This window comes from Paraburkholderia sp. J69-1 (assembly GCF_905220255.1).
GTDB lineage: Bacteria > Pseudomonadota > Gammaproteobacteria > Burkholderiales > Burkholderiaceae > Paraburkholderia.
In genome coordinates, this window is sequence record NZ_CAJMZG010000019.1 from 66,629 (window position 1) to 86,951 (window position 20,323).

Here is a 20,323-nt window from a genome sequence, read left to right on the forward strand (position 1 = left end):
AGACGCGTCGCTCGACGTGAAAGCGTTGGCGCAAAGGCTCGCCGGTTTCGCCCACGTCATGGTTGCCGGCCCTGCCGCGGTGCGCACTGCTGTTGAGTTCAGGGAAGCACACTGTAAGGAGCACTTGCCGGCGGTCACGTTGTTCTGGCCATGCACGGCGGCGTGGTCTGGTGCCTCTCTCGTGCGGTGGTCAGGAGCGGATGTGCGGGCCGAAGGGTTTTTCCTGAGACTAGGGACGGGAGTTCTTCGAGCCTCATGCGGCACCGCGTCGAACTGGTTTGGCGCGCTCGCAGATCGCGTATTGGAATGAGCTGGCGGGCGTGGTGCGTCGAACGGGCCTTACCACAAGTTTGCGGCCGCGCCAGCTTGAAAATTTGCGTTCCCCTGCCCACATTCCGCGGTGGCGGCTGCGGACACGGACTTATACTCAGTCGCCATGAGACCTACGGCACTCGAACAGCTTCTGGACTATACGTTCAGCGATCGCTCGCTTTTCGAGCTGGCATTGACCCATCAATCTGCATCGTCGGATAGAAACAACGAGCGACTTGAATTCCTCGGCGACTCTATCCTGGGCGGCTCGGTCGCTGCCCTGCTCTACGAACGCTTCCCGCTACTTTCTGAAGGCTGGCTATCGCGGATTCGCTCGAATCTCGTGCGTGAATCGACTCTCCATGCGATTGCGGTTGCGCTAAAGCTCGGCGACTCTTTGCGCATGAGCGACGCGGAAGTCAGCGCGGGCGGCCTCGCACGACCGGCACTCCTTGCTGACGCCTTCGAGGCGCTGCTCGGCGGAGTGTTTCTCGATGGCGGGTTTCCTCCGGCCGAGCGCCTCGTGCGACGCGTCTATACGCCGATCCTCGACACGATCGACATCCGTCACTTCGGCAAGGACCCCAAGTCCCGCCTCCAGGAGGTGCTGCAAGGCCAGCGCCTTCGCGTGCCCAATTACCGTGTCCTCGCAGTCAGTGGTGCCGGCCACCATCTCCGCTTTGATTCTGAATGCGTGGTCGAGGCCTTGCGGTTGCGCACGATCGGCTCAGGATTGTCGCGCCGGGCCGCCGAGCGCGAAGCAGCTCAGCGGATGCTCGCCGTTCTTGAAGGGCGAACGGCCACTCCTGCGAGCAATAAAGCGCGGGCATAGCCGGCTTAGCCTATCCATGCCGCACGAGTGGATCTAAACGGAAAGGCGCATGGTTACGCTGCGGCCTTTCCTCTCCAACTGGTTGGGTATTGCCGAGTATCGCCGCGGCAGGCTTTGAGCGTCCTCCGAAGTGGCTGTGCTCAAATGCACCACAAGCAGCGATAGATGGCACGCGCACATTCCCTCGTATGCGCGCGAGCCACGACAAGACGCGTCGCATCCAGCCAAGCTGTGCCTTTTCAGAAGCGCTGCTTAGCGCACGAAGCGACGGTCGAGCAGCCAACGACTCGGCTGCCCGTCGCCGCTATAGTGGATCTCGCCCTGCAGGCACCCACCATCGTCGAAGTACTGCTCCCGGTTGCCGTAGTGCACGCGCTTGCTCGGCACGACCGAGAAAGCCGCAGGTGTGACTTCAACCAGCGGTCGCACGGGTAGACCTTCCGCCAGCACCTCACGCGCCCAAGCGTCGAGGTTCGCAAGGCTAGCGGCGTCGCGGCCGACCGCGCTTGTGAGATCGAGCGCGCACAAGAGCCCCTGCGAAACGTGTCCTGCCCCGCCGATGCGTTCGCGGACCTCTGCGCTGGTAGGCTCCGAGTTTTGAAAAAAGATAAGACTGCGCGGCTTTACACCCGCATCAGTCGGTACAGCAACAACCCACAACCTCTTCGATTCGTATTCGCACATTTTGGTTCTCCGTGGACTCGTAGTCTCGTCGGACTACTCGTGGGGCCTGCGCCCCGTGAAGGCTGGTGCCTTGACGGGAAGTCAGCGCTGAAGAACGTGCGCGAAAAAGATTTGCCATACGACATGCGCTTAACAGCGCTGCATGTGTATGGGCATTGCGATGAATGCGTTGATGTGCCTTGCGAAAAGCGACGGAGAAACGTCGTCGACCTACGCAGGAGCAGACTTTTGATTTGATGCCGAACTAACGGCGTGTCCGGATCATACTGGCAATAATCGATCTCCGACAAGCCACCGGAATATTTCCATTTATTTCACATCTCGCCGCAACAGTGCCGACGATCGCAACAGAACAGAAGATCCGGCTGAGTTGCAATGGGCAGGCAATCCTTGCCGTGCTACCCAAACAAGCACCGCACTGCATCGGACGCCAAACCTTGCGGCCGAACCGGAAGGACCGCTGTTGCGGCAGATCCGCAGCTGCGGTGGTCACGCCCTGCTTGGTGGGTTGCGCTATTGCGTGAAGGGCGCTAATCGCTAGGCAGGAGCCGACAAACATCAGACACGGGCGTTCTTATGACTTGGCGCGCTGTTTTTGGTGCTCTCCTCGTTATTTTCGAGGGCACCTCCAAAACATTTGAGACTCGAGCCGTAAACGTATGGATCGCCCTACTCCTTAAACACCATGTCGTTAGCTACCCCACTCCTGCAAGTCGTTCCTGCTCTTCCCCGCGGCAAGCTCTGGCGCTGTGGAGAGTGCCTCAGTATCACGCTGCCCCGCACAGGGCCTAGCGAGGAGTTGTCAATGGACGGCCAGCATATCCGTGCGTGGCAGAGCTGCTGCTGCAAAGCGCCCCTGGCGACAACGGGGTACGACGGCGCGTTGACGATCTGGGGTGGCTCCGAAAGAATCGCTGCCAGCCGTTGATCCGCAAGGCAGTTATAGCGGTGCTGGCACTTCTGCGCGCTTCATCGCGCTGCCCGGTTGGCGAACCTTGCGAATGCAGTCGTGTTGTACGATTCGCACCTGAATGATTTGATTGATTCCGTTGTCAACGGTTGGACGGAATCGATTCAAGTCGGCGCTCCTTTCGTCCAAGAGGTTTTTCCAAATCAAGGGGCTTTCTGCTATTGCCGACAAGAAGTAGCTGAATGAAAAAAGCCGTGCAACATCGCACGGCTTTTCTATTCAGCGACGGACGATCAGCGGTAATCGAACGTGCTTGCAACCTTCGTGATTTTCCACACGCCCGCAATCTTGCGCATGAAGACGACAACGCCGGATTGGCTCTTCGAACCGAACATAACGGGCACAACCGCAACGTCACCAATCATCGTGACCTGGCGCGGCGCAATGTGGCTCAACCAGTCCTGGTCGTCTTCGTCTTGCACCTTCAGGAAGTAATCGACGTCTTCCGGCAGGCGGTTGTGTTTGTAGTCACTGCGAAGTTTCGTGATCGTATCCTTGGCGACGTAATCCAGGATGCCCGGCTTGAGCAACGGGAAGGTCAGGTCTGCGCCGGTCTTCAGATACCACGTGTAGAACTCGCTCGCGCGTGATTCCGGGGTATCGGATGCGCCTGCTGCGAAGGCGTTGTGCGCGAAGGCAAGCACGCAGAAGGCAAAAATCGAGAGAAGACGCTTCATAGATCAGTCGTGACGGTAGATTTTGTACGGCGGGTGCGCGGTGCGGTACGCCTGGCCGGGATAGAACCCCTCAGGCCCAGGATGCGTTTGGCGGAAGTCTGAAATCCAGATATTCCCATTGAATATTGCCATGTGGCCAGCAGGGTGTCCGCTGATTGCTTGTATCACAGCAACATCGCCCTTGATCGGTGCGCCCGTAGCTTCGTAAAAGCCCGCCGCAAGAAGGTTAGGGCCGTAATTCCTCGCCAGTTCGGTAGCCGTGACAACTACACCACCGAATTGAATCGCGCGCCGAACGTATTTTGCGCAATGTCCCGTACTGGCAGGTGCTGCGTGATTAAGACCGGCTAACACAAGTCATCCACGAATCGAGAACAGATGATTGCAGCGGCGAGTTTCAGGAACGCGAGATGGATGTCGAGTCGACGTTCGAAGCGGATGCGAAGCTTGCCGAAACCGGCAAACCAGGCATGCGTGCGCTCGACGACCCACCGATGACGCCCAAGGCGCTCCTTGCTCTCAATGCCCTTACGAGCAATACGTGCCGCAATTCCTCGCCTGTGCAAATCCTGTCGACAGCGACGGATGTCGTATGCCTTATCGGCGTGCAGCTTGTCCGGTCGTTTGCGAGGCCGGCCATTCAGGCCTGGCAGCGCAGGAATTGCATCCAGCGTTGGCTCGAAGGCAATCGAGTCGTGCCGATTGGCGCCCGTCACGGTAATCGCCAGCGGAAGTCCCCTGGCATCTACGATGATGTGTCGTTTGCTGCCCAGTTTGCCCCGGTCCGTCGGGTTGGGCCCTGTTTGCGCGCCCCCCGGGGGCTAGGTACGCTGGCACCATCGATACTGGCTCTCGTCCAATCTATCTGGTCATGCTCGCGCATCTTGACGAGCAGCGCCACGTGCAGCCGCTCCCACACGCCTTCGGCCTGCCAGTCACGTAGGCGACGCCAGCAGGTCATGCCGCTACCAAAGCCCAACTCCTGCGGCAGGTCTTCCCATGCAATACCTGTGTGCAGGACATACAGAATGCCGTTCAATGCTGCGCGGTCTTCGACTGTGCGCCGACGACCGCCTTTGGGCGACGGCGTAAATACCGGAAGCAAAGGTTCCAGTGCTGCCCACAGTTCATTGCTGATTTTTCTTCGTGCCATGCCGCCAGGATACGGCTCTCATGCGCACATGTCCAGGTTGTGTTAGCCGGTCTAAACGCGTAAGCCGCAGCAGTAGCGCCACTGTATGCCATTTGAATAATCCCAATAAAACAGAGTGGCGTCTATGTAGCAGATTTTTGCAAACGTTGATTCGGCTGTGTGCAATACCAAGAATTCCTTCGATCGCAATTTAACCGCCCGTCCCGGGGTTATATGTACCTGTCTGTGGATCGAAGGTTCCGCCACCGGGGACGCTCGGGTAAAACGCGCCCGTTAGCGGATTCACTGAACCGCCAGGGACGCCAGGATAAAACTCTCCACTTTGCGCGTTAAGCGTGGGGTGACGGCAGCTCCAGCTTGCGTCTTTACTGTCCGGAGCGACAATGAGGCGTTTCCCTCATCGGAGTTCCGTCTATGCGCCGCTCTGCAGTTGAGACCTTGCACGATCGGGTCGCGCCCGGTCGCTACGCGTCGCGCGTGCGCTCGACCCTCGTGTCGAAGAAGAAGTACCACGTTCAAATCGACGACGAGCTTCGGTTCGTGATCGAAGGTGATGACGAGTGGCCTGCCCAGTGGCAACTGTTCGCCGCGGTCGACGGCGTACGTGCAGGCCGCTATCTGACGCTCGAGTCAGAGTATTGGGATGTCATGGAGCAGCTCGAGCGAGGATGCTTCTGGTTGCCACCGGCCGAAGTTGTGCCTAAATCGCGAACGGCGAGCGTCGAGTCGCGTGTGACCCGCCATCCTCTGCCGCAGTACCTCTCTGATTAATGCGGCTCCTCCAGCGAACACTGGGTCGGCTCTGCGTCACCCAGAACGCGCTGTAAGCCGCCATACGCTCCTCGAGTGTGGTTCGACGGGCGTGATCTGGTTCAGGCGTGCTTCAGCCTCTTTGCGGTTCATTCCATACGGCAGGCGGGCATCCTGACTGTCCACGGCATCCTGCAAGCATTCGCGTACCGCCGCCTGCTCCTTTACCCGGTCTTCGAGTTGGCACGTAAGCGCCAGGCCGGCGAGCAGCGCGCGGTCCCGGTCAGGCATTTGCATCAGGTCGGGCCAAACCAGTTCAAGGCGCTCGCGAGCCGCGATGCCGTCATTCGTTCCGGAAAACCGGCCGAGAAAAGGTGCGGCGCCCACGATGAGGCTGACGCCAATAAACATTGCGATGCTGCGGCGGGTGTTGCCCATCTTGTTTCCTGCATTTCTCAAGCGCATGCGCGATTGAGCAAGGTGTTGTCAATAACGGCGCGTGCTTCCATCGTTGTAAAGCTGTATCCATTGAGGATCTGAGCGAGTCTGTCGTTTGACGGCTCGTCCAAACTCACGCACTCGAACAGGATTCACTGCGGAGTGCCTTGCCGAACCTATAGGTTCGGAAGCCCACTCGCCATCCAGCAGGATGGTATGGGGCAAGGTTGCGGCTGGAGTATCACGTAGGCAGGAGCACTTGGAGCCGGCCTGACGTGGCAGCTCGACGTTTCGTCGATTAGCCCACCATCTCCCGGCTTTCCCGATGGTCATATACAGGCCGAAGTTTCATGTTCGGGTTCAGCGTATGAATCGTGTGGATGCCGTCTTCATCGAGAGTGTTGATAGACATCGTGTAGTCACCGTTTGAGAGCGCGCGCCCGGCTGTGCCGCCTGCGCGCTGCCGATCGAACGTGTCGTACGACAGATGCAAGGCATTGCGATACGCTCCGCTGACGAACACATAGCCTCGAACGCCATGTGGCGGCAGTTCGCTGTCGAGCGTCAACCCCAGCTCGCGAAGCCACGTCAAAAGATTCTCCCGCTTGTTAAAGGCGGTGTGTGCGTAAACAGGCCCCTGCCGAACGAGGTACCAATAGCCCATGGTTCGACCGTGGCCAAGCGGATCAAGGGTTACGACATTGAGGTTTTCGTGGAGTCTAACGACTGGCAGCAGCACGTCGCTCGGGACAAAGGACTCTTGATTTCGGTTCATGGGATTTTCTCCTTGTAGCCTCAAAGGCCATTTGATCAAGGGGAACCCGCATGGGATTTCCGGTCAGCATGGACGGGAAATCCGAATTGATGCCACAAGGGCGCTGAAAACTTAGAAGGATGCCGATTGAACGGCTGCAGCGAATATAGCACGGCCGTGGCACTGCCTCCAGCCCGCTGCGGTTGAGATGGGCTGTCCACTATCATTTCAATCTGTTTGGCTTGCTCAAACTTCAGGGCATTCAACTAGTCGGCGTTCCTCGCCTGCACACTGGACCTGACGTCGATGCGATGCAGACATTGCTTGCGATACATCGACCAAAATTATTCTTTGTTAATACAGTGTTTCAGAACACCACTGCTACTAACATAGCGCCGCAGGTTGCATTTCGAATTTTACAACTAGCGCAACAGCACGATTTCTCTATTGTAGAAGATGATGTTTATGCAGACTTGCAACCGACTCCGACGCAACGGCTTTCTACATTGGATCAGCTCAATCGCGTAATCTATGTAAGTGGTTTTTCGAAGACACTTTCTTCTTCGCTACGGCTCGGATATGTCGCAGCACATGCTGATCAAATTCGTGATCTGATCGACGTGAAAACGTTAACGAGTATGGGCGGCACCAGATTAGCCGAAAATGTCGTCGCGACTCTTCTCGAACGGGGTGTCTATCGTAGGCACATGGAAAAACTGCGGCATAAAGTAAGCGACGCCTTGATGCGTACAGTCGACCAATTGCGGAGATCGGGCTGGGAAACGTACGAAGAACCATGCGGTGGAATGTTCGTCTGGGCCCGAGTGCCGCACATCGATAACTCCGCACGCCTTGTCGAACATGCAGCCAGGTTCGGAATCAACATTGCTCCAGGCGCCCATTATCGACCTAACAACCAGCCAAGCCCTTGGTTGCGTTTCAACGCGGCGTATATGCGTGAAGGGCAAACACCCACCTTTCTCGATAGTGCGGCCAACTTAGCCTGAAGGCAAGGTCCGTGAAGGTCAACAATCGATGGCGAAAGCTTTTAGTTCACAATTACCCACGGCCGCTGGGTCGTCGCCACATAAACATATGTCAAGAGAATGCGTGGCCGGAGAGCCTTGGGCCCAGTCTGAAACTACTGGCTCATTTACGTCTCGGTGCGTATGACCGGTGCCGCCAATCTGCAATCGAACTTCAGGCCCGGCCCTGCGCACGCGCTTGTGTCGGAGCCATTCCGTCCCAGAGACGTTGACTGTGGTCTGATGAATCATTCTACCCAGGCGGTAAGCCAAAGAGCATGAGTCAGTAGTCGACCACAGGCCGCCGTTCGACGATCAGGGGGACACCGTCACAGCGCATCGGACTGTGAAACTAACAAATTCACGTCGCGCCAAGCCAACCATTCCTTGTCGCTTTTAAGCGTGAAACGCGTTCAAGGGGCGAATCTGGGATGCTCAACACAAGCAACTGCTGCCGCTTCGATACACGGTCGCGTAATAACCTGATGCTCCGCCTCTTTTTATTTGTCAAGTTGCTTGTGCAGCCACGCTGAGCGCGTCAGTCGATTCTCGACCGCTTTACCGATTCGCACCGGGCAATCGCCCCGGTTCAGCACAGATCAATCGCCGATCTCCGCGGAAACACTGCCAATCAACGTGCAACCGCATTCGGTCCGATGGCCGTGTAGCGCCACACGCTTACCATCGATCGTAAAAGTTGGATGCGCTTCGATGATTTTGTTGACGCCATGCGGCCGCCCATCCGGATACTTTTGGGGACAATCAACCGCGTCATCCAGTCGCGCGATGTGCTTGCCGTCGATCGTATGAATTTCCGAACCCGAAATGACCCGGCCGCCATGAGACGTCTGATCGCCAACTACAATGATTTTCGATGGCATATTGCGCAAATCCCGCTCGCTATGCGTGCACGAGGCACTTAAAGACTCACACAAAACCCAGATTCTCGACACGTCGATCATCGCCATCGAACAACATGCGCCCCCAGAAAAAACCGCCTGGCACGTATTCACGGAAGTACGGCACGCGGAACCACGCACGACTGTCATGAATAAACTCATCGTAAAGCTGTATGACGATAGGCGCCTTTCTTAGCTTCTCGACAGCTGCATCCGAGGTATTTTCGGTCAAGAAATCCTTCATCACCGATCGCGGCTTGATGACAGCGTCGTTATAAATTGAAAACGGTGTCACCGCGCTGAACCGTGTAAGGAGATCCGGGTTTCTCATATACACCACTTCGGTCTCCGGCTTGTGTTTCGGCGTCGCCGGTGCCTTCACTGCGTAAGGCAAATCTGTCTGATGGTTGACTTCGGTACGCCAGCGTGGTGCCTTCGATAGATCAAGCCAAGTCAGCAAGAGACGGAACTCTTCGGCGGCCTCCAGCAAATCCGTCTTGTCGTTAGAAACCAGGTCGTCAGGGCCGTTGCCGGGCTTGGCCGACGATGGACTGGCGCCCGCCGCCTTTTCGGCATTAGCGTCCTTTTCTCGAGCGATTTTTGCGTCGTACGCCTTGAGGCTGGTTTGATAGCCGTCGATTTCCTTGCCAAGATCAGATGACGGAGAGACTGACGCAAATGGGTTCTCCACCGAGCTCATGCTTGCACCATTCATCTGCGCGACGACTTCGGAACGCTCACTCTTAAGCTGCTTGATCTTCTCGTCGCTGTCATTCAGACGATCGGCGTCCTCGCGCACCTGCTCGCGGCTCTTGCCGCTTTCGGGGGCGTTTTTGAAGAAAGACTGCTCCGTCACGTAGTCAGGCGTGCCAATGCGAGCGCGCAGCGTTCGCCATGAAAGCATCTGCCCCATTCCAAAACGCATGGCCTGCTCAACCGTCTGGATAGCTGGAACGGATTCCAGCCAGCCGTTAAACGTCTTGATCAGACCGCCAGACAAGTCGAATAACTGCGTGGTCGACTTGAGCATTTCCTGAGGTCCGCCAGGAAACTGCATGGGAACGCCCGCGCGCAGCGCTTCGATATACATGTCGTGCAACGTGATCTGACTAAGCTTTGCGGAATCGCCCGCGAAAGCTTTACCTTGCTCGCGGGGGCCGTAACCTCCTCCCACATCAGAGTGAACACCGGGATACGCAACTTCCAGCAGCCGGTCCTCTTGCCCTGGATAGACGCCTTTTATGCGGATCATATCCAGAGGGAAACTCATTCGCTGTTCGTGTATCGAGAAAAAATGCACGCAACGTCGAACCGAAGCAGGAACGTTCAGTTGTCCATCTGACGTCCATTCCCAATGGCCGTCGAGCTTGCTCAACGGAAGCACGGTTCGGGTCGAATCCGGCGGGCCAACCGATGCGACCGTATCAAAAAGTCCGAGGAAATTGACCTCATAGTCGAATTCGCCCGCGATCTTCCCGCCCGGCGACCAGACATTTACAAAGCGCGAAACGAATGCGCGCGCTTCTGCCGCTCCGCGAGAAAAGCCAAATACATTGATCCACACCTTGCGGATAGTCTGATTACGGCGCGACTCGTCGCGCGCCTGCTTATGCGCGGCTCTTAAGGCTGCGAGGCGAATGGGAAGATGATTCGGTGCAGACTTATCGCCTGTGAGTGCACGGCATGCAACGCAAGAATCCGCATCGGTCATGAATCGGCCGATTGGTGCATTGGTTATCGCGTTGTAGATTGCGTTGAGTACGCGCGTGTAACCCCACGCTACGCGCATGGAGAAACCCGCCGCAAAGCCTTTACCCATAGTCGAGTACTCGTCCTCACCAATTTGCGGAAAAGGTGTGCCGACGCCGTTAATGTAGAAGCGGTACATGCCAAATCCGTTCACGTCTGCCGCCGCATCGAACAAGCGCGCGATGTTGGTCTGACTTTGTCCGTTCGCGTCCCGCCAATGATTATCGGTCGCGTCGTTGTTATTCGTGCCGTCGAAGAAAATACTAATATGAAGCGTCTTCGGGCAATCCATTTTTGGAGGCAAGATTTTTGGAAGTCCCTCGCCCCAGGCATCCTTTGCGTCGCCAAGACGACCGGCTTCCGGCATCCGTTTCGGCCATTGAATTACGCTCATTTTCCTCCCTCCTTCACGGATGGCGTCTCCGCCCTATCGACAGTTTCCTGCAACCGCCGATCATAGGCAGCGGCAGCTTTATCACGCTCGCGCAGCGCTTGCATTTGCGCATTCGCCTTTGCATCTAGCACGCCCTGAACGATATACCGATCACTACGGGCAGGCTTGTCCAAAGGACTGCCGTCGTCCACGCGCACGCGAACCCGGTCGTCCTCAAGAAACTGCACGATGAAGTTATATTGCTTCGGCCCGTAGGGCGGTACTTTCGCCGTGGCTTCGAGCCATTGGTCGCCGCTACGGTCGTCGTCGTAAGGGTGAGTGTCTCGCCTCCAGCGAACATGCACCGTCATGCCGTCATGCCACTTCTGCGGAACGTAAACGCAGCACATATCAGAACCGCCACCGCTCGGCTCGCCGGTCTTGCTGACCGGTGCGAGATTCGGGCCGCCCCCGCTTCTTCCTTCGGCATCCGTGATGGAAAAAGTCGCGACGCCATACGATGCGTAATTCAATCCGCTCACTGACGCCGGATTTTCCCCGGTATTAACGACCGGCACCGATGACGTCGCGGCATCCGTCTGCGCCACATCCGGATGACAGCCCACCAACAGCAGTCCCAACGCGAGCGCGGCCAGCGATCGCAAGGGAACGCTTGCATCCTGCACGCCGCAGCGCACCAGAACATCCTTCATGAATTGAATCAATTTACTTCCTCGATCAGTTTTCTGACTGGCATTGGGCCGGTGTAATCTGACGCGCGATCCATAACGGCGCGTACGGCTTCGGCTAGCCAGCTACGCAGGTGGATTCGGCCTGCGCCGCCATGCGCTCCCGTGTTGCCTGCGCGCGCTTGAGTTCGTCCCACACGCTGGATGGAAGGCGTCCTATCACCGCCAGATAGGCTTCGCCAGTTTCCCTGCGCTCCTGTAGCGCGGCGCGAACGGCAGGCTCGTCGTCGAATTCGAGGCCGTAAATACAGGTATGACGACAGAAGTTCAGACGATCCACGGCGTCCGCGATTCCCCATTCGTTCGCGCGCGTGTAGCGGGCGAGAAAATCGGTGTAGCGCGTGTGATACAAAGCGTCATCAGGCATCACACCGATCTGGATCAGCGACGCCAGTAATTCATCGGCTTCCGTGTGTGCGCCCAGCGCGTCGAGATCCGCCTGATGGAACTCGATCATGACTGATTTACAGATGCGGCCAGGCTCCTCGGCTTCATTGTCGATTGTGCACCACGACTCGTGGTGACCGCGATAACGCCACCGATCGAAAGGCGCAATGAACATCCCCGCGATCTGTTCGCCCCATACGCTCAAGATCGCGCTTGTGTTGCGCGGATCGAAATATCGAACCAGGCCTCTCATGCCATCGCCAATATCGGCAAACAGAAAGGCGCGCAAATGCGTCGAGACATCATCGATATCGTAGCTGCTCCACACGAGCGATAAGCATGGTGAATACAGATCGATATGATCCAGCTCGTCAAACCACGACGCGTCGCGATCGTCGACTCGCGCGAGAAAAACCGATGCCGGTCCCAGTGCCTCCTCCGGCAAACCCTCGAAGACCGATTTGAATTCCGCTCCCGATTCTTCAAGCAGAACGTGAATACGCCCAGGACTCGCGGCCCCGTCGATCAGCGCGAATAACTGCGAACCGGGACGGCTTTCATGCGATGTCATATTCAATACCTCATGTTATACAGGGACAATCGCGGCGCCGCTTTTAGCCGCTTTGAGCATGCATTCGATACACACCGGCTTGGGCGAAAGATCCACTGGCTGCACTTTCGGTCCGGGCAGACTGTGCGATGACGCGTACGCCACGAAGTTTCCAGGCGTGCCGTGCTCGATACCGTTGGCGTCGAATTTTACATAGCTGCCGCCACCGTTGATCTGGACCTCGTGCTGGGCGCTGATTGTGACCTTGTCGGCTGTCACCGTCACATTGAGTTTCGCGAGCACGTTGATGCTATCCTTCAGCGCTTTCAGGTCGATGTCGCCGCCCGCTGCCACGAGCCGCATTCCGGCTTCATAGACGAACATGCGCAAGGCTCGCCGGGCACTCGCGAACAGGCCCCCGCCTGCGCTGATCGAAACGTGATTGCCGCTAGTAATCGCCGCCGTCTGCCCGCCGCTGAGGTGAATCTGGTCCGGTGTGCTCGCCGCGATGCCTGCAGGACTGGCAATCACGAGTTGCGGCTCCGTAAACTGTTTGAGCGGGCCACCGCCCGCGATCGCTTTGGCCTGCGTCTCGAGCGCCGAAGCAATCTCGTTCTGCTCGCCGTCCTGGGCCTCGGCCGATTTCGCGGCTTGCGCAAGGCCATTTGCTGTGTCGTGCGCCTGCGTGAGTTGCTGCGTTACCTCGTCCACGCTGAACGCATCGCCGCTGGCGCCCGAGCGTTCGTGAGTCGTGAGCAGCAGACCTTTCGCGCCACGCACGGCCGCGTTGCCGTCCGTGCGCAATTCCACCCCCTCGCCGCGCTTGTCCTGGCGGCCGTCCGGCTCTCGCACCCGTGTGAGATAGCCCATATGGAGGCCACTTTCGAGGTGATCGCTACGTAGTTGCGTCTGCACCTGCCCTGGCGTGTCGTCCTTGAGCCAGACGTTATTCTGCTGTCCGCCGAGCTCCTTGCTGACAAAGCCGGACAGTGCCTGTTGCGCTGGCAGACTCCACTGCGCGCGGTTGATGCCATTGCCCAGCCGCCCCGTCACCACCGGACGATCCGGGTCGCCGTCGATAAACGAAACAGCAACTTCGTCGCCGATGCGGGGCAACTGCAGGCCGCCGAAACCGCCACTTGACCAGGGCTGAACGACACGAAGCCAACATGAGCTTTGCTGGTCCGCGCGAGCGAGCCTGTCCCAGTGAAACTGCACTTTGACGCGCGCGAGTTCGTCCGTATATATCTCTTCTCCTGCAGGACCAACAACCGTTGCCGTCTGCAAGCGCATTTCCGGTTTGTGGTGTTCAAGCGGGCTGCGGAATGGCACCGTTTTGCGCTGCGCCTCAAACTCCGTCAAATAAAAACCTGCCGAACCATCCGGGTGAGTAACCGTCGATATGCCACGCGCGCCATGCATCTCCCGTGCAGCGTCCAATCGATTCTTCAGGCTGTGCGGAAAATCAGCCGTACTCTGTGAAGTCGGCAGATTATTTTCGATCAGCCACTCTACGTCGATCACGGCGAACTCGCGTTGACCAGCCGCGTCGCGACTGTGCGCGGGATGATCGTCGAGTTCGAACCAGCGGCCGGCGTCCAGGCCACGGATCGCGCCGCTGCCATGAAAGCGCTTCGCGCTCGACTCCCATTCCTCCATACGAATCTTCGACAGATGATCGCCGCGATCCTGCTCGTAATACGTGTAGGCGCCGGTGTACTCGTAGACTTCCGTTTGCTCCGGCAACGCGCCCTGATTGGGCAGCGTCAGCACACTCGTGCCCTTCGGGTTGAATAACGAGGAAGGGTTCTTATAATCGTAAGTACGAGTTGTCAGCGTCGAGCTTCGAAGCGTACGCGTGCCGCTCCATTGGACCAGCGCGTCGGTTTCGCTGCTCGCGCCAGCGCGATAAAAATCGACCGTCTGCGGCGCGAGCGCAGGTAACACCTCAATCCGGTCGGTGATGTTCAGCGTATGCGATTTTCCGTCGTCAGCCTGCATCCAGAAGCCAAAAAGCCCTTCTGATTCCATGAGCCGATGCACGAAGGTCCAGTCGTCCTCATATTGCGTGCAATAAGAGCGTGACGGAAGCGGCTTGGAAAGGGCGAATTTGAACATGCCCATGGCTTGGGGATGTGCATTGAATACATCGCTCAGAATATCGTCAGCACTCTTTTCCTGCCAGATGCGGGCGTCACTACGAAACTTGAGAAAATGCATCCATGAAGCGAAACCCAACTGATAACTTGTCACTCCGCCATCTGATCCAAGCCGTCGCGCCGTATGCACATATCCATTGTGAGGGCGGTACGATTTATCGGATTGCTGTAACCACAGCGTGACCGGTTGCGCAATCAACCGTTTCAATTCGATATCGCTGGAAGTCGAAACAACGTCGAGCGTAAACTCGAACTGTCTCCCAACCCGCGAGCGCCCCCAGGCCCTCACTGGCAGTAATACACTGCTGCCCGGCAGCGTGTCCAGTTTCAGCAAACGATCATGTTGCGCCAAACCCGACGTAATTGCTGTATAGATATCGCCCACTCCCATCTAATTCCCCTCGCCTGCCTGCTCGCAGTTATCAGCCAGACCTGCCCGGTCATTGCGTTCGGGACTGCCCGAACAGGATAGTTATTCCGGTCCCGAAACTCATCTGCGTAGTTTTACCACTGCTTCTGAAACTCGGAGCGAGGAAGAGCACAATGGAAAAAATCGAAATACTGCCGCTGATCACCCGGAAATAAATACCACAATTACACCTTCACAGTCATTCTTACCTAAGCACCGATCATTCCAAAAACAAAACGAAACAATTCACCAATTCTACGCAATATGTCTAACTGGAGACAAGCGAATGGCTCACGACAATTGGCAAAGCAGGTGAGAAAAAATCGAAGATGCGAAACGCATCAATTCCCGGGAAAAGTGGTTTACGGCGTGTGGTGGAGTTGACGGGCAAACACAATGATTGAACAGTTGATGAGGGTAATGATGGAATGCAAATGCCGTGTGTGTTGGAGGAGGTGCCGCCCTCCGGGCGCGTGAGCGTAGAGCATGTGGTGAATGTGCAGGCGCTTGGCGCAGTCCTCAACTAGCATCCGCACGTTCTGATTCTCTCCGACGAGATCTACGAGCACATCCTCTTCGATCGCCGTCGCTTTGTGTCCTTCGGCTACGCCTGCCCGGCGTTGCGTGAGCGCAGCCTGATTGCCAACGGCGTATCCAAGGCCTATGCGATGACCGGCTGGCGAAGACCGCATTAAAAATGTCACCGTTGCGACATTAAATCTGTCACAACGCGGCTGACGGCCGGCCGCCAGTGCCGACGCGCTCGCACTTGGAAGCAGCGTGGCACTGTCATTCGCCAGCGTCCGCCAACTACCGGTGTCGACCGTGTGCTGCCGACCACCGCCGTCGACACGCGAAGCATGCGATATGCGATTTGCATCGGGCAGTAACCGGCCGAGGCTGTGTGAAAACGCACTCATCGCCAACTGAATCAATTCATTGAGACTGGGTGACTCATGAAGCGATTCGTCGAAGGCGATGACCGCAAACAGGTCGCACTACTTCCCGAATGCGTCGATGACTACATCGGACAGGACAATCCGGTGAGGGTAGTAGATGCCTTCGTCGACGAGCTGGATCTTTCGGAACTTGGCTTCAACGGTACTACACCGGCGCTCACGGGCCGCCCGTCCTACCACCTAGGCGCGATGCTCAGGTTGCGGCATGATTCTACAGCAGTGCTATGACGAAGCAGACGTTGCAATTCAGAAACACATTGATGCCCAGCTAGCAAAGAACCGTTCCACTTCCTGTACTGGATTGATAAAAAAATACACTGAAGGCTCAACTAGTATAGAAAATGACGTGGCGAACGATGCAAGCTCACAGCCAGGTTGGCTCGGCCAAGAATTGAAGCTCAATTTGCTGCAAGATCAACTTGAAGCAATCAACCTAATTGACACGATGTGTAAGTAAAATTTCAAATATTGCGCGAGGCAATTCGATCAAAAATCCGGCGATTTCGTGCCTCCGAAATGCCTCCGTCTGATAGGCGCGATCAGAAGTAGGACTTCCTGAAAAGGGAGTTCTACGCAATGAAGAAATCGAATTTTACAGATAGCTAGATCATCGATGGGCTCAAGTTCGCGGAAGCTGGGTTATTGGAGGCGGAGATTTTCGATGAGTTGGGCGTCTGCACAGCGACGTTCTACACCTACCGCAGCAAATACGATGTCATGGACGTTTCGCTCATGGTGCCAAGAAGGAACTGGAGGCAGAGAATGCATGACTGCGCAAGGTATACCTCGAAGATCAGATCAAGATCTCAGATCACGGCGGAACCGAGGCGAAAAAGACTGAGTCTATGTTCTTGCCGCGAAATGGCCCGCGACGCACCAGCACACCTGGGCGTATCCATCGGGCTTGCGTGCAGGGCATTTGGTATTTTTATTTAAAATGAAATATTTATCGCTTCTATTCCTAATTTTTTCGATCCCAGCATACAGCGATGTCACTCAGGAATCATATTGTTTCTCGCCTGTGAAAGGGCGGTCCGCCAGAATAGAGCTAAGAACGTATTTTGACGCAGATTCCGGTTGGCAAGGTGCCTTCGTAAAGTATGAGAAGTTGAAGGAGCCGATTGCTCTTGTTTTTGTTGATTCAATAGAGGACGGAACGCAGAACGGCCGCCCCGCGGATCGCACAACGAAATGGGTAGAGGTCGTACATGGTGTCGTCTCCGGTGAATACGAGATGGAAAACCAAGGTGGAAATATTGGCTCGCTGACTTACAAGAATTATAAAAGCCAAAAATCTTTCGGCTTTATATTCGATATGGGCGCCCAGCGAACCCACGGTCTAGGCTGTGACTGGTGACCACGCGAGATCACATTTGAGATCTGGAGCGGCGTGCCGCTTGCGGGGCTGATGAAATCGGCAGCAAGCCCGAGCGCGTGCGCGCTGTCGAGAGTGTTGATAGACATCGTGTAATCACCGTTTGAGAGCGCGCGCCCGACTGTGCCGCGTGCGCGCTGCCGATTGAACGTGTCGTACGACAGATGCGAGGCATTGCGATACACTCCGCTGACGAACACGTAGTCTCGAACGCCATGTGGCGGCAGTTCGCTGTCGAGCGTCAACCCCAGCTCGCGAAGCCACGTCAAAAGATTCTCTCGCTTGTTAAAGGCGGTGTGTGCGTAAACAGGCCCCTGCCGAACGAGGTACCAATAGCCCATGGTTCGACCGTGGCCAAGCGGATCAAGGGTTACGACATTGAGGTTTTCGTGCAGTCTAACGACTGGCAGCGGCACGTCGCTCCGGACAAAGGACTCTTGATTTCGGTTCATGGGATTTTCTCCTTGTAGCCTAAAAGGCCAGTTGATCAAGGGGAACCCGCATGGGCTTTCCGGTCAGCATGGACGGGAAAACCGAATCGATGCCACAAGGGCGCTGAAAAAGTTAGAAGGATGCCGATTGAACGGCTGCAGCGAATATAGCAAGGCCGTGGCACTGCCTCCAGCCCGCTGCGGTTGAGATGGGCTGCCCACTATCGTCTTTACTTGAGTCCTGGCGGGCTTGCCGCGCCGACGGCGGCGTTATACGATACCTGCAGCCGTTGAATCGGCAACGCGTGCAACAACGGCCGCCAGCATAGAAACAGTCAGCCATATCGCGTCCCGCTGAGCGGCATGCTTCAGCCGGGCTAATTGCCCCCTCCTTTTCGATTCCTGATCGCAGGAAAAAAGGAGAAACCATGGCAATCTGGAACAACGAGTTTTACGGAAATCACAGCGGTCATCGATATTCGCGTCGTCGTCCCGCCACGAAATACTATCCAGGTAACACTGGCCCGAAAGCCTCCGCCGGCGACACCGTAGTCGCTATGGCACCGAATGGGAAGAAGGTTATGGCAACGGTCTTACGCGGCCCCGACACAAGCGGGACCTACGAGCTCCGTGTCCTGGCATTCGACCAAGAGGTTGCAGGCGCGTCCACGTTGAGGTGTCTTTCGGACGCTCTCCATGTGACTCGCAAAGGGTCTGTGCGCGTGCGCTAGTCGGCGCAGGCGCAGCAATCACGGGATGGGCCTTCAGGCCCATCCGCGTTACATCCCCATACACGAGGTTGCGGCCCAGAGCAGCAACCCCTTCTTCTGTCTTAGAGCGGCTAACACAACTTGGACATGAGGCCATGAAAGTCATATCCTGGCGGCATGGCCAGACGAAAATCAGCGCTTCTATTCTTTGTGCTAATCGGTAAGCATCGCGCAACCGGACACGCCGGCCACCGATACCAGCGCCGCAACCCGAATCACTTTCCTGGCCATCAGTCAGCACGTCGGAATGCATTTTAGCGACGCGCAACCCGCCATGGCTGCCACGATTGCCAGCAGCAACATCAGACTGAATATTCGCTTCATCATCACGTCACCCTCCGTGGTATTCGTTATCGCTTCGCTGTGTCAACATGCTGCGGTGCCTACACGTCAACATAATACGTCGTTTGCGACGGCACAAGACGCGGATGCGGTGCGCACAGACAGACACACAGATCATGGCTCAGCGCCGCCTGCCGGCTGTCTGGTCCTGTCGTGGAAATACGCGCGCCCGGCGTGCACGCTCACCGCACCCGCACTCAACGACGATGTTTGTGCAAAGTACAGAACCTGATTGTGCCCAAAACGAAAAATGCCCGCCGCCCTCCCATGAAGAGAGAGGTACGACGGGCGTAGAATCGCAAAGTGCCTCGCGCAACGCAGAGCCGCTCAGGGCCTCTGCGACGCGCAAGTATTAACGGTTCATTGATTCCAGAGCGACCGATTCGTCTGATGCACCCATCGAATCGAATTCGAAGAACGTAGCCTCGGAGCCTAGCGCCACGGCCTCTGCGTCGATCTGATCGGGCGTCAGGATTACGTCAGAGATCACCACAAGGCCGCCGCCCAAGTAACTGCCATCGTCGCACTCGGAAAAAATGTCGCCGAGCGATAGCGACGACAAGTCCTTCCCGTCGTCGTGCAGCACCGTGAACTGAATCACTGTCTTTCGAACCGAAGTCCGCACGTCAAGGACAGGCACCGACGCGCGAAGCTCCGACGCGGTCACACAGATGTAATCGCCGGGCGTATTGTCCGGCGGGCACAGCGTGACGATAGTGCTAGACGTTTCGATCTTTCCCGATACGGTCTCTACTCGATGCAACAGATACCAACCGTCAGCGTGCGGCGCAGCGTCTGCCAAGAATACCCGCTGGCCTACTTCGAAACTGCCACTTGCGTCGGCTTCCAGTACGCCTCCGTCGATCCGATCCTGATGCACCGTCTCCGAAGGCGCCATGTCAAGCTCGTAGTGGCGTCGATAGCTTTCGCCAACGACCTCCGAGCCCACTTGCCGCCCGACACCGGCGAGGCACTCCCCGAAACACATAAATTCCTGTCCAACGGACGAGGAAATAACAGACCCCTCGTCGTTGATCGCGCGCGCTGTACGGTTGTCGCGGCTCATCGCCAGACATGTTCCAGAATGGACGGTGCAAGCCGATACGCATTTGCGTGCATCGAGCAACATCTGCTCAGTGACTTGGGACAAGTGTTCCACGCAGAAAAACGCACACGCTTGCTCCGACACCGCGACATAGAATGGTCCGTCGTGTCCTAGCGATTCGCTGTCGACAAGGTCGTCGGTGTCGTAGTCGTAGTCGTAGTCGTCGTTGCTAAGGCCTTGAATCCCGCAAAGGGACAACGCGAGGACTTTCTCCGTGACGTCAATTTCCCTCCGGCCGTCAACGTCGATCGCATAGCCATTTTGCCATGCCTGAGGCTGGAAAATGGCCACGATGCGCTTGCATGTGACATCCCCGTGGACGTCGCCGGGGGCCTGCGTATCTGCCGCCCAGTTGTGTTCGATATTGTTTTTCATGATGTGCTCCTGGTCCCGCGAAAGATGCGGTGTTAAAAAGGAGCAAGCGGGATCGCTTGGATGAGGTTGACTCATCCAAGCGTTCGACCAAGGACT

17 protein-coding genes and 1 pseudogene are annotated in these 20,323 nt (G+C 56.8%); 6 read left to right on the plus strand and 12 right to left on the minus strand.

Features of this window, described 5'->3' with window-relative positions:
• Positions 1-436 precede the first annotated feature (436 nt).
• Positions 437-1,144 (plus strand): ribonuclease III, encoded by a 708-nt coding sequence (gene rnc / locus U5A67_RS29140; RefSeq protein WP_321817013.1) that lies wholly within the window; start codon positions 437-439, stop codon positions 1,142-1,144.
• Between the two features lie 252 nt (positions 1,145-1,396).
• On the opposite strand, the gene U5A67_RS29145 is transcribed toward rnc, so the two are convergent.
• From U5A67_RS29145 to U5A67_RS29155, 3 genes are all read right to left on the minus strand, one after another.
• A complete protein-coding gene (locus tag U5A67_RS29145; protein ID WP_321817014.1) occupies positions 1,397-1,828 on the minus strand; it encodes a hypothetical protein in 432 nt (143 codons plus the stop codon).
• A gap of 1,203 nt (positions 1,829-3,031) precedes the next feature.
• Complete coding sequence (locus U5A67_RS29150; protein ID WP_321817015.1) at positions 3,032-3,475, minus strand: DUF3828 domain-containing protein; 444 nt, start codon at positions 3,473-3,475, stop codon at positions 3,032-3,034.
• Positions 3,476-3,822: 347 nt separating this feature from the next.
• A protein-coding gene (locus U5A67_RS29155; RefSeq protein WP_321817016.1) for an IS5 family transposase occupies positions 3,823-4,628 on the minus strand; the annotation gives its coding sequence in 2 pieces (ribosomal slippage) (positions 3,823-4,298 and positions 4,298-4,628; 807 coding nt in all).
• Between the two features lie 414 nt (positions 4,629-5,042).
• Between U5A67_RS29155 and U5A67_RS29160 the strand changes: the two genes are divergently transcribed.
• Positions 5,043-5,399 (plus strand): hypothetical protein, encoded by a 357-nt coding sequence (locus tag U5A67_RS29160; RefSeq protein ID WP_321817017.1) that lies wholly within the window; start codon positions 5,043-5,045, stop codon positions 5,397-5,399.
• Positions 5,400-5,435: 36 nt separating this feature from the next.
• Here U5A67_RS29160 and U5A67_RS29165 read toward each other — a convergent pair whose 3' ends face one another.
• Both U5A67_RS29165 and U5A67_RS29170 read right to left on the minus strand, forming a co-directional pair.
• The gene (locus tag U5A67_RS29165) at positions 5,436-5,816 is read right to left on the minus strand and encodes a hypothetical protein (RefSeq protein ID WP_321817018.1); all 381 of its coding nucleotides are present in this window, start codon (positions 5,814-5,816) and stop codon (positions 5,436-5,438) included.
• Between the two features lie 298 nt (positions 5,817-6,114).
• Positions 6,115-6,591, minus strand: a complete 477-nt coding sequence (locus U5A67_RS29170; RefSeq protein WP_321817019.1) for a hypothetical protein — start codon at positions 6,589-6,591, stop codon at positions 6,115-6,117.
• A 221-nt stretch (positions 6,592-6,812) separates the two neighbouring features.
• Here U5A67_RS29170 and U5A67_RS29175 point away from each other — a divergent pair, with 221 nt between their 5' ends.
• Positions 6,813-7,577, plus strand: coding sequence for a PLP-dependent aminotransferase family protein (locus U5A67_RS29175; protein WP_415767960.1), 765 nt, complete (start codon positions 6,813-6,815; stop codon positions 7,575-7,577).
• A 617-nt stretch (positions 7,578-8,194) separates the two neighbouring features.
• Here the strand turns inward: U5A67_RS29175 and U5A67_RS29180 are convergent.
• The 5 genes from U5A67_RS29180 to U5A67_RS29200 form a co-directional block, all read right to left on the minus strand.
• The gene (locus U5A67_RS29180) at positions 8,195-8,476 is read right to left on the minus strand and encodes a PAAR domain-containing protein (RefSeq protein WP_321817020.1); all 282 of its coding nucleotides are present in this window, start codon (positions 8,474-8,476) and stop codon (positions 8,195-8,197) included.
• Between the two features lie 46 nt (positions 8,477-8,522).
• Entirely contained in the window at positions 8,523-10,637 is a 2,115-nt protein-coding gene (locus tag U5A67_RS29185; RefSeq protein ID WP_321817021.1) for a DUF2235 domain-containing protein, read from the minus strand.
• Complete coding sequence (locus U5A67_RS29190) at positions 10,634-11,329, minus strand: DUF3304 domain-containing protein (RefSeq protein ID WP_321817022.1); 696 nt, start codon at positions 11,327-11,329, stop codon at positions 10,634-10,636. The genes U5A67_RS29185 and U5A67_RS29190 overlap by 4 nt, the downstream gene beginning before the upstream one ends.
• Before the next feature lie 94 nt (positions 11,330-11,423).
• Positions 11,424-12,323, minus strand: a complete 900-nt coding sequence (locus tag U5A67_RS29195; protein ID WP_321817023.1) for a DUF4123 domain-containing protein — start codon at positions 12,321-12,323, stop codon at positions 11,424-11,426.
• A 15-nt stretch (positions 12,324-12,338) separates the two neighbouring features.
• Positions 12,339-14,852: a type VI secretion system Vgr family protein gene (locus tag U5A67_RS29200; RefSeq protein WP_321817024.1), complete on the minus strand. Its 2,514-nt coding sequence runs from the start codon at positions 14,850-14,852 to the stop codon at positions 12,339-12,341.
• A gap of 560 nt (positions 14,853-15,412) precedes the next feature.
• On the opposite strand from U5A67_RS29200, the gene U5A67_RS29205 reads away from it, so the two are divergent.
• The 3 genes and pseudogenes from U5A67_RS29205 to U5A67_RS29215 all read left to right on the plus strand — a co-directional run bounded on the left by U5A67_RS29205 (position 15,413) and on the right by U5A67_RS29215 (position 16,286).
• Positions 15,413-15,565, plus strand: a complete 153-nt coding sequence (locus U5A67_RS29205; protein ID WP_321817115.1) for an aminotransferase class I/II-fold pyridoxal phosphate-dependent enzyme — start codon at positions 15,413-15,415, stop codon at positions 15,563-15,565.
• 261 nt (positions 15,566-15,826) lie between these two features.
• Positions 15,827-16,030 (plus strand): annotated as a pseudogene (locus tag U5A67_RS29210) (IS5/IS1182 family transposase); the annotation flags it as partial.
• Positions 16,031-16,034: 4 nt separating this feature from the next.
• On the plus strand, positions 16,035-16,286 hold the full coding sequence (locus U5A67_RS29215; RefSeq protein WP_321959766.1) for a hypothetical protein: 252 nt from the start codon (positions 16,035-16,037) through the stop codon (positions 16,284-16,286).
• An 821-nt stretch (positions 16,287-17,107) separates the two neighbouring features.
• Here the strand turns inward: U5A67_RS29215 and U5A67_RS29220 are convergent.
• Both U5A67_RS29220 and U5A67_RS29225 read right to left on the minus strand, forming a co-directional pair.
• Positions 17,108-17,656, minus strand: coding sequence for a hypothetical protein (locus U5A67_RS29220; RefSeq protein ID WP_321817025.1), 549 nt, complete (start codon positions 17,654-17,656; stop codon positions 17,108-17,110).
• Between the two features lie 1,443 nt (positions 17,657-19,099).
• Positions 19,100-20,227, minus strand: coding sequence for a hypothetical protein (locus tag U5A67_RS29225; RefSeq protein WP_321817027.1), 1,128 nt, complete (start codon positions 20,225-20,227; stop codon positions 19,100-19,102).
• Positions 20,228-20,323 lie beyond the last annotated feature (96 nt).

Coding starts and splice junctions, on each gene's coding strand:
- rnc (WP_321817013.1), top strand. CDS start 437: ATGAGACCTACGGCACTCGAACAGCTTCTGGACTATACGTTCAGCGAT.
- U5A67_RS29145 (WP_321817014.1), bottom strand. CDS start 1,828: ATGTGCGAATACGAATCGAAGAGGTTGTGGGTTGTTGCTGTACCGACT.
- U5A67_RS29150 (WP_321817015.1), bottom strand. CDS start 3,475: ATGAAGCGTCTTCTCTCGATTTTTGCCTTCTGCGTGCTTGCCTTCGCG.
- U5A67_RS29160 (WP_321817017.1), top strand. CDS start 5,043: ATGCGCCGCTCTGCAGTTGAGACCTTGCACGATCGGGTCGCGCCCGGT.
- U5A67_RS29165 (WP_321817018.1), bottom strand. CDS start 5,816: ATGGGCAACACCCGCCGCAGCATCGCAATGTTTATTGGCGTCAGCCTC.
- U5A67_RS29170 (WP_321817019.1), bottom strand. CDS start 6,591: ATGAACCGAAATCAAGAGTCCTTTGTCCCGAGCGACGTGCTGCTGCCA.
- U5A67_RS29180 (WP_321817020.1), bottom strand. CDS start 8,476: ATGCCATCGAAAATCATTGTAGTTGGCGATCAGACGTCTCATGGCGGC.
- U5A67_RS29185 (WP_321817021.1), bottom strand. CDS start 10,637: ATGAGCGTAATTCAATGGCCGAAACGGATGCCGGAAGCCGGTCGTCTT.
- U5A67_RS29190 (WP_321817022.1), bottom strand. CDS start 11,329: ATGAAGGATGTTCTGGTGCGCTGCGGCGTGCAGGATGCAAGCGTTCCC.
- U5A67_RS29195 (WP_321817023.1), bottom strand. CDS start 12,323: ATGACATCGCATGAAAGCCGTCCCGGTTCGCAGTTATTCGCGCTGATC.
- U5A67_RS29200 (WP_321817024.1), bottom strand. CDS start 14,852: ATGGGAGTGGGCGATATCTATACAGCAATTACGTCGGGTTTGGCGCAA.
- U5A67_RS29215 (WP_321959766.1), top strand. CDS start 16,035: ATGATTCTACAGCAGTGCTATGACGAAGCAGACGTTGCAATTCAGAAA.
- U5A67_RS29220 (WP_321817025.1), bottom strand. CDS start 17,656: ATGAACCGAAATCAAGAGTCCTTTGTCCGGAGCGACGTGCCGCTGCCA.
- U5A67_RS29225 (WP_321817027.1), bottom strand. CDS start 20,227: ATGAAAAACAATATCGAACACAACTGGGCGGCAGATACGCAGGCCCCC.